The 13,177-nt window shown below is 66.0% G+C and carries 11 protein-coding genes; 6 read left to right on the forward strand and 5 right to left on the reverse strand.

From position 1 onward, the window contains the following. Positions 1 to 22 precede the first annotated feature (22 nt). The 3 genes from CFB50_RS19680 to CFB50_RS19690 all read left to right on the forward strand — a co-directional run bounded on the left by CFB50_RS19680 (position 23) and on the right by CFB50_RS19690 (position 6,411). Positions 23 to 2,494 carry a GH92 family glycosyl hydrolase gene (locus CFB50_RS19680; RefSeq protein ID WP_089446948.1) on the forward strand — a complete coding sequence of 824 codons (2,472 nt, stop codon included), beginning with the start codon at positions 23 to 25 and terminating at the stop codon, positions 2,492 to 2,494. Between the two features lie 67 nt (positions 2,495 to 2,561). Then, positions 2,562 to 5,225, forward strand: coding sequence for a GH92 family glycosyl hydrolase (locus CFB50_RS19685; protein ID WP_089446949.1), 2,664 nt, complete (start codon positions 2,562 to 2,564; stop codon positions 5,223 to 5,225). A gap of 364 nt (positions 5,226 to 5,589) precedes the next feature. After that, the gene (locus CFB50_RS19690) at positions 5,590 to 6,411 is read left to right on the forward strand and encodes an SDR family NAD(P)-dependent oxidoreductase (RefSeq protein WP_069250568.1); all 822 of its coding nucleotides are present in this window, start codon (positions 5,590 to 5,592) and stop codon (positions 6,409 to 6,411) included. A gap of 117 nt (positions 6,412 to 6,528) precedes the next feature. On the opposite strand, the gene surE is transcribed toward CFB50_RS19690, so the two are convergent. From surE to CFB50_RS19710, 4 genes are all read right to left on the reverse strand, one after another. Further along, entirely contained in the window at positions 6,529 to 7,308 is a 780-nt protein-coding gene (gene surE, locus CFB50_RS19695) for a 5'/3'-nucleotidase SurE (protein ID WP_069250569.1), read from the reverse strand. Between the two features lie 180 nt (positions 7,309 to 7,488). Further along, the gene (locus CFB50_RS19700; protein WP_069250570.1) at positions 7,489 to 7,797 is read right to left on the reverse strand and encodes an AzlD family protein; all 309 of its coding nucleotides are present in this window, start codon (positions 7,795 to 7,797) and stop codon (positions 7,489 to 7,491) included. Then, entirely contained in the window at positions 7,790 to 8,524 is a 735-nt protein-coding gene (locus CFB50_RS19705; protein WP_069250571.1) for an AzlC family ABC transporter permease, read from the reverse strand. Before CFB50_RS19705 ends, CFB50_RS19700 begins: the two co-directional genes overlap by 8 nt. Before the next feature lie 287 nt (positions 8,525 to 8,811). Further along, complete coding sequence (locus tag CFB50_RS19710) at positions 8,812 to 9,834, reverse strand: IS110 family transposase (RefSeq protein WP_069250572.1); 1,023 nt, start codon at positions 9,832 to 9,834, stop codon at positions 8,812 to 8,814. Between the two features lie 253 nt (positions 9,835 to 10,087). On the opposite strand from CFB50_RS19710, the gene CFB50_RS19715 reads away from it, so the two are divergent. From CFB50_RS19715 to CFB50_RS19725, 3 genes are all read left to right on the forward strand, one after another. Beyond that, entirely contained in the window at positions 10,088 to 10,546 is a 459-nt protein-coding gene (locus CFB50_RS19715) for an Lrp/AsnC family transcriptional regulator (RefSeq protein WP_006486309.1), read from the forward strand. Between the two features lie 229 nt (positions 10,547 to 10,775). Further along, complete coding sequence (locus tag CFB50_RS19720; RefSeq protein ID WP_069252831.1) at positions 10,776 to 11,345, forward strand: hypothetical protein; 570 nt, start codon at positions 10,776 to 10,778, stop codon at positions 11,343 to 11,345. Between the two features lie 144 nt (positions 11,346 to 11,489). Continuing rightward, positions 11,490 to 12,191, forward strand: coding sequence for a YebB family permuted papain-like enzyme (locus CFB50_RS19725; protein ID WP_069250573.1), 702 nt, complete (start codon positions 11,490 to 11,492; stop codon positions 12,189 to 12,191). A gap of 274 nt (positions 12,192 to 12,465) precedes the next feature. Here the strand turns inward: CFB50_RS19725 and CFB50_RS19735 are convergent, their stop codons facing one another. Then, entirely contained in the window at positions 12,466 to 13,098 is a 633-nt protein-coding gene (locus CFB50_RS19735; protein WP_069250574.1) for a LysE family translocator, read from the reverse strand. Positions 13,099 to 13,177 lie beyond the last annotated feature (79 nt).

Here is a 13,177-nt window from a genome sequence, read left to right on the forward strand (position 1 = left end):
AAGAACGATACGGAGACGGGCGATGTCCAGGAACTGGGGGTTGGGAACGGCGCTGCTGGCGCTGTGCGTTGTCTTGTCTGCCTGCGGCGGCGATGGCGATTCGCCGTCGGTGGCTGCGGCGAACATGTCGGCTGCCGCGCAGTCGCAGGGCAACCAGAACGGCAACGGCGGCAACGACAACGGCAATGAAAGCGACAACAGCAGCGGCAACGAGTCGTCGAAGAAAAACGCCGACATCCGCGTCGCGCAATACGTCAATCCGCTGATCGGCACCGACTACGCGACCGACCAGCCGGCCGACCCGGTCGGCTCGGGCCTCGGCGGCGGCACGTTTCCCGGGCCGACGGTCCCGTTCGGGATGATGCAATGGAGCCCGATGACGCCGACCGCCCAATACGACAGCAGCAAGGGCGACGGCTCCGGCTTCTCCGGCGGCTACTGGTACGGCGACACGTCGATCAACGCATTCAGCATCCTGCACCTGAGCGGCACCGGCTGCTGGGCGAACGGCGGCTACCTGAACGTGATGCCGCAGCTCGCGCCCGGCGACGCCGGCACGCCGGCCAGCTTCAGCCACGCGAACGAAACCGCGCAGGCCGGCTATTACGGCGTCACGCTCGGCAACGGCATCAAGGCCGAGCTGACGACGACGGTGCGCACCGGCTTCGCGCGCTTCACGTATCCGGCGCTCGCGCAGGGCCAGCAGGCGACGATCGCGATCGATCCGACCGTGCTGAACAACCGTGCGCAGGGCACGACGAGCGACACGATCCGCCAGGTCGGCGACCGCGCGTTGTCGGGCACGATCGCGGGCGGCGGATTCTGCTGGGCCGGGCATGCGGTGCCCGTCTACTACTACGCGGAATTCAGCCAGCCGTTCGCGGCGAAGCCGGCGCTGTCGAACAACAGCCCGGTGACCGTGACGTTCAATGTTGACCGCAAGCACCCTGAGGTGATGATGAAGCTCGGCATCTCGTTCGCCAGTGAAGCGAATGCGAAGGCGAACCTGCGTGCCGAGAATCCGGAAACGGATGCGCGAGGCAACCGGAACTGGCGCTTCGACACCGTGCGCGGCGCTGCGAGCGCCGCGTGGAACGCGCGCCTGAATGCGATCCAGGTCACGGGAGGCAGCGACGCCGACAAGACGAAGTTCTACACCGCGCTGTATCACGCGTCGCTGCACCCGAACGTGTTCAACGACGTGAACGGCCAGTACCCGGATTTCTACGCGTCGAACGGCGCAGCGGCCGCGCCGACACGTCAGGTCGAGAAAGGCCGCACGATGTACGCGAACTTCTCCGGCTGGGACATCGACCGCTCGTTCATCCAGCTGCAGGCGCTGCTCGATCCGGTGCGGACCAGCGACATCGTGCAGTCGCTCGTGCTCGATGCGAAGGCGTGCGGCGCGTTCCCGCGCTGGGCGTACTTCAATACCGAGACGGCCGTGATGCCGGGCGACGCGGGCTCGATCATCGTCGCGAACGCGCATGCGTTCGGTGCGACGAACTTCGACACGCAGGCCGCGCTGTCGATCATGAAGCGCAGCACGGCGCCGGGCGCCGCATGCGCCGGCACGCCGGTGATGGGCAGCCGCGCGGACTACGACCGGCTCGGCTACGTGCCGTCGTCGGGCTCGGGCGACAACCAGACCGCCTCGAACACGCTCGAATACGCGGTGCGCGATTTTGCGGTGTCGCGCTTCGCGACGGCGCTCGGCGATACGGCGACGGCCGGCACGCTGCTGAAGTCGAGTAGCAACTGGGAAAACCTGTTCGACCGGGGCGCGATCCAGCCGAAGACGTCGGCCGGCGCATGGGTCACCGACGGCACCGGCTTCATGGAAGGCAATGCCGAGCAATACACGTGGTACGTGCCGCACGATCTCGCCGGCGTGGTCGCGCAGGCCGGCGGCGCCGCGCCGGTCATCAAGCGGCTCGACACGTTCTTCACGCACCTGAACATCGGCACCGTGCAGCCGTATTTCTACGTCGGCAACGAAGTGACGATGGCCGTGCCGTGGGTGTATGCGTGGGCCGGTGCGCCGTCGCATACGCAGCGCGTGCTGCATGCGTCGCTCGCGAACGATTTCGGCACCGACGCGGCCGGGCTGCCGGGCAACGACGATCTCGGCGCGATCTCGGGCTGGTACGTGTGGGCCGCGCTTGGTCTTTATCCGGTCGTGCCGGGCGAGAGCGGTGTCGCGCTGTCGAGCCCGCAGTTCGAGAAGATCACGGTGCGCGTCGGGCAGAAGGACGGCAGCTACCGCCTGCTGCACATCGTCGCGCCGGGGGCAGGGTCGAGCGACAGCGCGTCGTTCTATGTGAAGTCGCTGAAGCTGAACGGCGCACCTTACTCCACCGCGTGGCTGCCGTTCGAGCAGATCGCGAAGGGCGGAAAGCTGTCGTATGCGATGACGGCCGACGCGAGCGCCACGACGTGGGGCACCAACGCATCCGCGATGCCGTCGTTCCCGCAGGCGGCCAGCGCGCCATAACAGCCGGGGAGATCAACGAGCGGTTCTTGCCAACAGGATCGACGCAGAGAGAGGGAGGGACGAACGGATGAAGCTACGTCATGTGGTGGGTATCGGGTGCCTTGCCGTGCTGTCGGGGTGCGGGGGCGATCAGGGCTCGACGGATGCGAGCGTGCTCGCGCAGCGGCCGAACGCGCAGGGCAACCAGAACGATCAAGGCAACCAGAACGACCAGGGCGATCAGAACGATCAAGGCGAAAACGGCGGCGCGACCAAACGGTCGGTGCTGCACAGCGTCGCCCCGATGATCGGCACCGCGAATCTCGACATCAACGCGGACTGGAGCAGCGGCGTGCGGGGCCACGGCCACGTGTACCCGGGCGCGACCGTGCCGTTCGGGATGGTGCAGCTCGGGCCGGACACGACCGGCGGCGCGCACACGCTGCCGTGGAACTGGGATCGCACGTCGGGCTACCAGTACGACGATCCGTTCATCACCGGCTTCACGCATACGCACCTGTCGGGCACCGGCATCGGCTCGGGCGGCGAAGTGCGGTTCCTGCCGACGCTGGCGCCGGTCGACACCGCGACGCTGGCGAAGGTCGCCGCCGATGCGTCGATCACCTACCACGCGTCGTTCAGCCACGACGACGAAACCGCGAGCCCCGGCTACTACCGCGTGAAGATGGCGCCGGTCGGCAGCGGCCACACGCCGTGGAACGTGCAGGGCGCGAAGATCCTCGCGGAGATGACGGCCACCGCGCATGCGGGCGTGCATCGTTACACGTATTTCCCGAGCGCGGCCGCGCAGAAGCGCAGCATGATCGTCAGCATCGACAACCCGATCGGCGGCTCGACCGCGAGCGGCAAAATCCAGGTCATCGATGCGCAGACGATCGCCGGCTGGGAGATCACGAACAACTGGGCGAACAACAAGCCGACGTATTTCGTCGCGCGTTTCTCGAAGCCGTTCGATACGAAGCACGTCGCGTTCAGCGCGGACGGCTTCAAGGCCTACCTGACGTTCGCCGACGGCAACGACGGCGGTGCAGTGACGGTGAAGGTCGGCATCTCGCCGTCGAGCGTCGCGGATGCGCAGGCCAATCTCGCCTCGGAAGTCGGCGCGAAGTCGTTCGACCAGGTGCGCGGTGCGGCCGAGCGCGTGTGGAGCGCCGCGCTCGACCGGATCCGGATCAAGGGCGGCAGCGCCGACCAGCGGACGATGTTCTACACGTCGCTGTACCGCACGATGCTCGCGCCGACCGTCTACAACAATGCGGACGGCAGCTACGTCGGCACCGATTCGACCAACGACGGCACGACGTCGCCGCCGACCACGAGCAAGCATGCGAATCCGGGCTTCGACTATTCGTCGACGTTCTCGCTGTGGGACACCTTCCGTGCCGAGTCGCCGTTGATGACGCTGGTGCAGCCCGAGCGCGTCGACGGCTGGGTGAAGTCGCTGCTCACGCAGTTCAGGCAGAACGGCAAGGGCGAACTGCCGGTGTGGCCGCTCGCGCAGACGGAAACCTTCACGATGGCCGGCCACCCGTCGATCCCGCTGATCGCCGATGCTTACCTGAAGCACCTGACGAGCGCGGGCATCGACGACATCTGGACCGCGTTGAAGACCACGCAGAGCGCGAGCGCACACGGCTTCGACCAGTATCGTCAGAGCGGCTACGTGTACGCCGGCGACAACGCGTCGGTGTCAACGACGCAGGATTATTCGTTCGACGACTGGGCGACGGCCGCGGTCGGCAAGGCGGCGGGCAAGAGCACGGCCGACTATCGGCCCTACCTGCAGCGCAGCCAGAACTACGGCAACGTGTTCAACACGACGCCGAACAACGGCTGGAAGTTTGCCCAGCCGAAGGATCCGCAGGGCAACTGGGTGGCGGGCTTCGACCCGACGGCGGCGGAGAAGACGGACTTCTCCGAATCGAATTCGTGGGTCGATACGTGGAACGTCTTCCACGACTTCCCCGGCCTCGTCGCGTTGCTCGGCGGCAAGAGCCAGTTCATCGCGCAGCTCGATCGCACGTTCGATCCGGCCAACCCGCTGACCTTCCTCTACAACCAGGGCTTTCCGGACCTGACCGGCCGCAGCGGCCAGTTCTTCGCGGGGAACGAGCCGGCGAACCACCTGCCGTACCTGTACGACGTCGCGGGCATGCCGTCGAAGACGCAGGATCGCGTGCGTTCGGTGATGGACGACATGTACTCGCTGACGCTGACGGCCGGTGATCGCGCGCTGCTCAGCGGCGACAGCCTGAAGGCCGCGCTGGCCGATCCGCGCCGCGTGCGCGATTCGGCGATTCCCGGCAACGACGATTGCGGGCAGTTGTCCGCGTGGTACGTGCTGTCCGCGCTCGGCATCTATTCGCTGAACCCGGTGGGCGGCGTGTTCTACCTCGGCACGCCGCTGTTCGAGGAGGCGACGATCGACATTCCGGTCGCGTCGGGCGGCGGGGACGGAAAGAGCCTGAAGTTCGGCGCAACGCGGCGCTTCAAGGTGACCGCGCATGCGGCCGGCGGCGGCGCGCCGTCATCGGTCAATCGCTACGTCCAGTCGGTCAGCCTGAACGGCACGCCGCTGCATCGGCCGTACATCACGTACGACGAGATGAAGGCCGGCGGCACGCTCGACTTCGTGATGGGGGCGACGCCGAACGACGCCTGGGTCGGCACCTGGAACGGGCAGGATCCGAACAGCGCGCTCGCGCCGTCGCTGGCACTGGCAGGCAAGTAGCCGCCGCAAGCGGCCCGCTGCGACGCGGGCCGCTTCTCCTTCCCTTCATTTGACGGTGCGGGGCGCGGCCGCGACGCAGGAAGCAGCCTGCCCCGGGGATCTGTCCTCGGGCCGCGCGGCGGGGAAGCCATGCGCCAACGCGGTGACTGCTTCGGCGGCCCACACGCAAACGGGGCGCGACAGCAGGCGACGGTCTCCGTCCCGGCCGGCGCGCTCATGCCGCTCCGGCTCGGCATCGAACGGATCGGGCACCTGACGGCCGACCGCTCACCGATTCAATCCCGGTGGTGGCCGCCGTCACGTTCGTGTCATGGGGCGTCGTCGCGCTTATGATGCGGGAACGCCACTGACAGGGTTCCCCGATATGGACGCGCCGCTCCCCCCGATGTCTGCCCCGATTTCCGAAACGGAACCTGAAACCGAAACCGTCGCCGAGCCGCGCGCGTCGCGCGTGCATCGGCCGGTCGCGCTCGTCACCGGATCGACGTCGGGGATCGGCGCGGCGATTGCGCGCCGGCTGGCGGCGGACGGCTACGCGGTGATCCTGCATTCGCGCAGCTCGGCCGACGTGGGACGCGCGATGGCGCGCGAATTCGGCGCGGCCTATGTGCAGGCCGATCTCGCCGACGATACCGAGCGTGTGCGGCTGATCCGCGAAGCCGTTGCCGTGCACGGGCGGCTCGACGTGCTCGTCAACAATGCGGGCGTGAGCCGCGTGCTTCCGCATGACGATCTTGCTGCGGCGACGCCCGACGTATGGCGCGAGATGCACGAGATCAACGTGATCGCACCATTCCGGCTCGTTGCCGAGGCGGAGGCGGCGCTGCGCGAGGCGGCGTCGCACGGGCGGGCCGGGTGCGTGGTGAACGTCAGCTCGCATGCGGGCGTGCGCCCGAAGGGGGCGTCGATTCCGTATGCGGCGGCGAAGGCGGCACTCAATCACACGACGCGGCTGCTCGCGAAAACGCTCGCGCCGGCGATTCGCGTCAATGCGGTCGCGCCGGGGCTCGTCGATACGCCGCTCACGGCCGACTGGACCGACGCGCAGCAGCTCTGGCGCGAGCGCGCACCGATGCGCCGTGCGGCGACGCCGGACGACATCGCGCAGACGGTCGCGATGCTCGTCGCGTCCGACTATGTGACGGGCGAGATCGTGATGCTCGACGGGGGAATGAATCTGACGTGAGGCGAGAGTCGGTGACACACCGAAGCACCGAAGCACCGAAGGCGGATGCGGCCGCGAACCCGCGCGCAGGTGTCACACGCGCGATTACCGCGACCGCTTGCTTGCCGAGCGACGCGATCAGCCGAGCCGCGACCGCAGTTGCGCGAGTGCCTGATCGTGCGTGCGCTCGAATTTCAGCGGCGTGACGGCGACATACCCCTCACCCAGCGCGACCGTTTCCGAATCCGCATCGTCGTCGCGCGGCGCGCGGGAGAGCTTCAGCCAGTGATACTCGAGGTCGCGCGGGTCGCGCCCCGACACGATCTCGACGCCCTGCAGCGTGCCGGCGCCCTGGTTCGTCACCTTCAGCCCTCGCACCTCATCGGCGGGCCGCGGCGGGAAATTCACGTTCAGACAGGCGTCGCTGTCCCAGCCCGCGGCCACGAGCCGGCGAATGACGTCCGGCGCAAGCGCGCGTGCCGTGTCCCACGGCACTGCGTTGCGATCGGTGAAGGCCTGACTCAGCGCGATGGCCGGCGCTCCGACCAGCATGCTCGTCATCGCGGCGCCCACCGTGCCGGAAAACACCGTTTCGGTACCGAGGTTGCCGCCGCGATTCACGCCGGACAGCACGATGTCGGGCCGCGCGCCCTTCATCAGGTGGCTGACCGCGATCGCGACGCAATCGCCCGGCGTGCCGCGCACCGCGAAGCGGCGTTCGCCCTTGCGATGCACGCGCAGCGGTTCGTGCAGGCTCAGCGAGTGCGACGTGCCGCTCTGGTCTTCCGCCGGTGCGACGATCCACACTTCGCGCGCCAGTTGCGTGGCGACCTGTTCGAGCACGTCAAGGCCGGGGGCGTCGATTCCGTCGTCGTTGGTGAGCAGGACGCGGTCGAACAGCGGGCGGGTTTCTTGCATCGGGACGATCCTCGCGGAGTTGGGCAATGAGAGGGGAATGCAGCGTGGCGCAAGCCACAAGGCTAGCATTCCCGTGTGAGGATCGTCGTGTCGCGCGACGGGCGCGGATGTGAAAACGGGCGCATCGCGCGCCCGTTCGTCGGTGGCCGTGCCGCGGCGCGCGCGGCGGGTCGGAACCGCTCAGCCGAGCAGGTGCCGCAGCAGACCGGCCGACACGACGCCGACGATGACGGTCGGCAGGATCGACAGGCGCGTCGCCGCGATCAGCGTCACGGCCAGCGCGAGCAGATCGGCCGGGCGCGTCGACACGAAGGCCGGCGCGATCACCGAGATCAGCACGCAGCCGGGCACGTTCTCCATCACCGACGCCATCCGCGGGCTCAGCGTGCGGTTGCGCAGCAGCACGTAGCCGAGGATGCGCGACAGATAGGTGGTCGACGCCATCAGCACGATCGTCGCGACCGTGCTGAAATCCGGGAAATCAGGCATCGCGCGGCTCCCACAGCAGCGCGGCGATCAGCCCCGCGCAGGCGCCGGCCGCGACGTACCACGCGCCGGGCACGGCCAGGTGCGTGGCCGCCGCGACCACGAGGCTCACGAACCACGGGCGGCTCGCACGCATCCCTTTCCACATCCCGCGCAGCAGCACCAGAAACACGGCCGTGAACGCCATGTCGAAGCCGTACTGCTCGACGTTGCCGATCGTCGGGCCGACGGCCGCGCCGAGCGTGGTCATCGAGATCCACGTCAGGTAGAGCCCCATGCAGATGCCCGCGTAATAGGGCACGCTGATGTGCGTGGCCGAGCGGGCCCTTGCGTCGGCGAGCGACATCGCCCAGCTTTCGTCGCACATGAAGAACAGCGCGAAGAACGCGCGGCGGCGCGGCAGGCGGCGGATATACGGCTCGAATGCGGCGCCCATCAGGATGTGGCGCGAATTCACGAGGAACGACATCGCGACGATCAGCGCGATGTGCGGCGGCGATGACCACAGATGGATCGCCGCGAATTCGGAGCCGCCGCCGAAGTTCATGCCGGTCATCATCGGCACTTCGAACAGGCTCAGCCCTTTCTGCGCGGCCTGCGCGCCCAGCACGAGCGCGAACGGCACGAAACCCAGCATGACGGGCAGCGCCGCGCGCAATCCGCGACCCATCTCGGCGACATAGGCGGCCTTGTCGCGAAGCCCTGACGACGTTGAAACGCTACTGCTCACTACTCCTCTATATGAACGCGTCCCGTTTGCAACAGTTTTCGTGTGTTCTGACAGACAGGATGGCTGCATCTCTATATCCGGGCTTGCTTGCAGCTCGCACTGCCGCTGCGGCCCCCTATGAAATCCGCTGATCTACACCTCATTCCTTCGGCGAGCTCGCAGCTCTTGGAGCAATTCAGGTTTAGTAGATCCCGGTCCTACCTGGCTTGTCATCACACTCGATTGCTGCGCAACCTTTCGACGTTCACCCTGTGCTAAACATTGATCTTGATGTGCCGTGCCGTCGCTTACGCCGGTTTCACGCTCACGTAGTCCTTTCGGTACGGACGACCATGGGCGAGTACCGCCCAGATCATTCGCGCCATCTTGTTCGCCAATGCAACGACCACGACATTCGTTGGTCGACGCTTCTGCATCTGCTCAATCCACTCGCCGGGTTCCTTCACATGCGCCAGTACCGATCGAGCACCGTGAATCAGCAGCGTACGCAGGTACGTGTCGCCACGCTTCGATATCCCGTGCAGGTTCACTTTGCCTCCGGAGCCTGTCTGCTTGGGTACAAGACCAGCCCAGGCTGCGAATTCACGTCCGGATCTGAAGACCTTCGCATCGCCCATCATTGCAACCGCCGCCGTCGCCGTTAGCAGCCCGACACCCGGAATCTCGCTAATCGCTTTCACCGCCTTGTCTTCTTTCTTCCACTCGCGCATGCGTTGCTCGATCTGCGCTACCTGCTCGTCAAGCTTCGCCAATCCATTCCACTGTTCGCGCAATGTGTGGACGAAAACTGCTGGCAAACGCTCCGCGATACGCTCAAGCACTTCCGGAATTTCCTTGTCCAGCTTCGCCCGACTCTTGCTCATCACCTCACCGTATTCCGTGAGCAGCCCGCGCAATCCATTAATCTGCATAGTGCGAAACTTAATGAGTTGCTGGCGCATCCGGTGCAAGGCCAGCATCGCCTGCTGCATCTCCGTCTTCACTGCGACCGCCTTACTCGGCTGCTGTACGGCCAACCAGATCGCCCGAGCGTCCGCCGCATCATTCTTGTTACGGATGTTGAACGCCTTCACGAACTCGGCAGGCATCAGCCTGACCTGGTGACCCATCTTCGTCAGTTGCCGAGCCCAGTGGTGCGCACCACCACACGCTTCCATACCAATCAAGCAAGCTGCCCGGTTCGCAAAGAACTCAAGAAACTTCCCGCGCCTGATCGGCTTATTCACGATCTCCCCGGTTTCCTGATCAACGTAATGCACCTGAAAAATCGACTTCGCAATATCCACGCCCACTGCCGGACAATTGACCACTGGATCCTCCGGTTACCTTGGAAAACTCCGTATTTTCCACTTTGGGCACATCGATGCCGGCAGCCCACGAGGATCCATCTTCCTCATCCGCTTCTTTTGCTCACCCGGTCACGGGGTGGGACGCGTTCATTTAATTCCTTCGGGGGAGGAATTGTCTGCCTTTTTGACTCGAATCGGGTTGCGTTGTGGCCAGATTTTTCTCAGAATTTGGCATTGAACGCGTAATACACGAATTTTTTGGAATCGAATGCCAATGAAACTTGACGCCATCGACCGCCGGATCCTGAGCGCGCTCCAGCGCGACGGCCGCATGCAGAACGTGGAGCTCGCGCACGAGGTCGGGCTGTCGCCGTCGCCGTGCCTGCGGCGCGTGCGCCTTCTCGAGGAAGCCGGCGTGATCGAGAAATACGTGGCCGTGCTGAATCCCGCGAAAGTCGGCAAGGGGCTGACGATCTTCACGCGCGTGTGGCTGAAGGGGCAAGACGCGGAATCGGTGAACCGCTTCGCCGAGGCCGTCCAGCAGATGCCGGAAGTCGTCGAATGCCACCTGATGGCGGGCGACTGCGATTTCCTGCTGCGTGTCGTCGCGGCCGACATCGACGATTACCGGCGCTTCCAGATGGAATACCTCACGCGTATTCCGGGTGTGCTGAGCGTGAAGACCGACATTCCGATGCAGAAGGTCAAGCTCACGTCGGCGCTACCGACCTAGTGCGACGCGAGTGCGCTGCTACGAGACGGACGGGTCGACGAACGGTCAAGGCTCGGTGACAATCGCCCGATAGACTGACGAATCACACCGCTTCGAACCGGTTGTCTGTGTCGTCACGCGACGTTCGATGCGCAAGCAACTAACGGTCAATGCCGCCGCGATCGGGCGGGCGGCGCTGCGCGCCGGGTCATGTGCCGGCGCGGATGCGTTTCTTCTTGTCGGGTCATTCATGCAGCCAATCAACACTCCGTGGAATTCGCTGGAAATCGTCAAGCTCGTGCTGGGCGTGCTGACGCCGTTGTCGGTCGCGTGTCTCGGCTGGCTCGTCGCGCGCCGGCTGAAGCGGCTCGAACTCGTGCAGTGGACCAACCAGCGATTGATCGAGAAGCGGCTCGCGCTGTACGACGCGGTCGCGCCGCAGCTCAATGCGCTGCTGTGCTTCTACACGTGGATCGGCTACTGGAAGGACATCTCGCCGGACGACGTGATCCGCGCGAAGCGCGACCTCGACCGCACCTTCCACATCTACCGCTACCTGTTCGACGACGACGTGTACGACGCGTATCACACGTACATCCACGCGCTGTTCGACGTGCATACGGGCCCGGGCCGCGATGCGCGGATCCGTTCGCTGGTCCAGGCGCCCGACGGCGATCGCAGCGTGCACGGCTCGTATGAATGGAAACCGGCGTGGTCGGACCGTTTCGCGACTGCGAATGTCGTGCCGAAGGACGACGTGCTGCGGTACTACACACAGTTGATGGAGCGGCTGCGCGTGGCGCTGGGCGCGACACGCTGAAGGCTTGGGCACCTGCGCACCGCTTCACGCCGGTATCGAAATCCGCCACTGGGCGGCACGAATATCCGCTCCCGCACATGAAGCGGATGCGGAACCCGGCTGCTGCTGACATGCTCGTGCCATCTCCACTCGCGCGAGGTCCGTATGGTTGTCGATACCGGCTGCCGGCCGCTCATGATCCGCTCACCCGCGGCGGGCCGGCGGCGTCTCTTCTCCGTGGGTTCTCACGATCCGCATGACATGCCGCTGCCGATCGAGCCGGAGATCGGCGACATCGTCTTCATCCGCGTCACCGTGCGACCGTTTCTCGAAGTGGCGAGCGCGACGCGCTCGTGGACGAATCACGTCGGGATCGTCGTCGGCGAGCGCGGCGGCGAGCCGTTGATTGCGGAGAGTACGTTTCCGCTGTCGCGCGTCACGACGATGTCGCGGTTTCTTGCGCGCTCCGATCGCGGCGCGTGCGTGATCGCGCGGCTGAAGCAGCCGCTCGATGCCGCGCAGCGGCGCCGGCTCGTGGACGCTGCGATGCGCCGGATCGGCGTGGTCTACGACACGGGTTTCAATCTTGCGTCGCGCCGGCAGTTCTGCTCGCGGTTCGTGCGCGAGGTCGTGCGCGACGCGACGCGGATCGTGCTCGGCGACGTCGAGACCTTCGACATGCTGCTGCGCCGGAATCCCGATCATCCGCTCGGCTTCTGGAGGATCTGGTACTTCGGCCGGATTCCGTGGCGCCGCCGCACGGTGACGCCGGCGAGTTTGCTGGGTAGCGGGGCGTTGAAGATCGTGGCGGATACGCGCGAGTGCGTTGAAAACGTGCCCGAAGGTGACGATCCGGATAGCGTTTGACTCGAGCGAGCGAGGTCATGAACCTTTTGTCACGGGCCGACGCCTGCTTGAGCAGCGTATCGAGTGATGACGCACGCCGGCTCGCCACGAACACGAGCCGGTGTTACTCCACAGTGGGCGCGCTCGACCCCTTGCCTTCCACGATATCGATCGACGCTACGCCGGCCGCTCGCCGCGCAGCAAGCATTGCGTCGAGCGCTGCAAATTCCTCGCGGTTCAGTCGTTCGTATTCAGCGCTCGATTGCACCAGCGTGATTCCCCGATGGGTTCACGACTACTGCCGCCCCGCCACCGCCAATCGCGCCGCCAGCCCCACGAACACCGAGCCGAGCAGATACTGCGGCAGCTTCGACGGGCGGCGGTGCGCGCCGATCCGCTGGCTCAGCCGGCTCGCGGACAGAATGACCGCACCGTTCACGACGAGGCCGATCAGGTTCAGCACCGTCGCGAGCACGAGAATCTGCACGGCGATCGAACCGTGCCCGGGCCGCACGAACTGCGGAAACAGCGCGAGCACGAACAGCGCCATCTTCGGGTTCAGCAGGTTCGTCGTCAGCCCCTGGCGGAAGATCGCCGCGGTCGAGTGGCGTCGCGGCGACGCGACGGGCGACAGTGCGGTCGCATCCGAACGGAACGTCTTCCACGCGAGATACAGCAGATAGGCGGCGCCCGCGAAGCGCACGACGTCATAGGCGAGCGGCACCGCGACGAAAAGCTGCGACAGCCCGAGCGCGGCCGCCAGCGCATGGCAGTAGGTGCCGGCCTGGATGCCCGCGAGTGTCGCGAAGCCTGCATGCGGGCCGTGGCTCACGCTGCGGGACGCGATCAGCAGCATGTCGGGGCCCGGCGTGGCGGTCAGCGCGAGACACGCGCCGGAGAACAGCGCGAGCGTGGAGAGGTCGATCATGGAAGTCCCTTTCGTGGATGCCGCGTAAAAGGGAGGTCAGTTTAGGAGGGCGCGCGGGGCCGGTCAATCGAACGAACGG

It is taken from the genome of Burkholderia sp. AU33423 (assembly GCF_002223135.1).
In the GTDB taxonomy this organism is placed as follows: Bacteria; Pseudomonadota; Gammaproteobacteria; order Burkholderiales; family Burkholderiaceae; genus Burkholderia; species Burkholderia lata_D.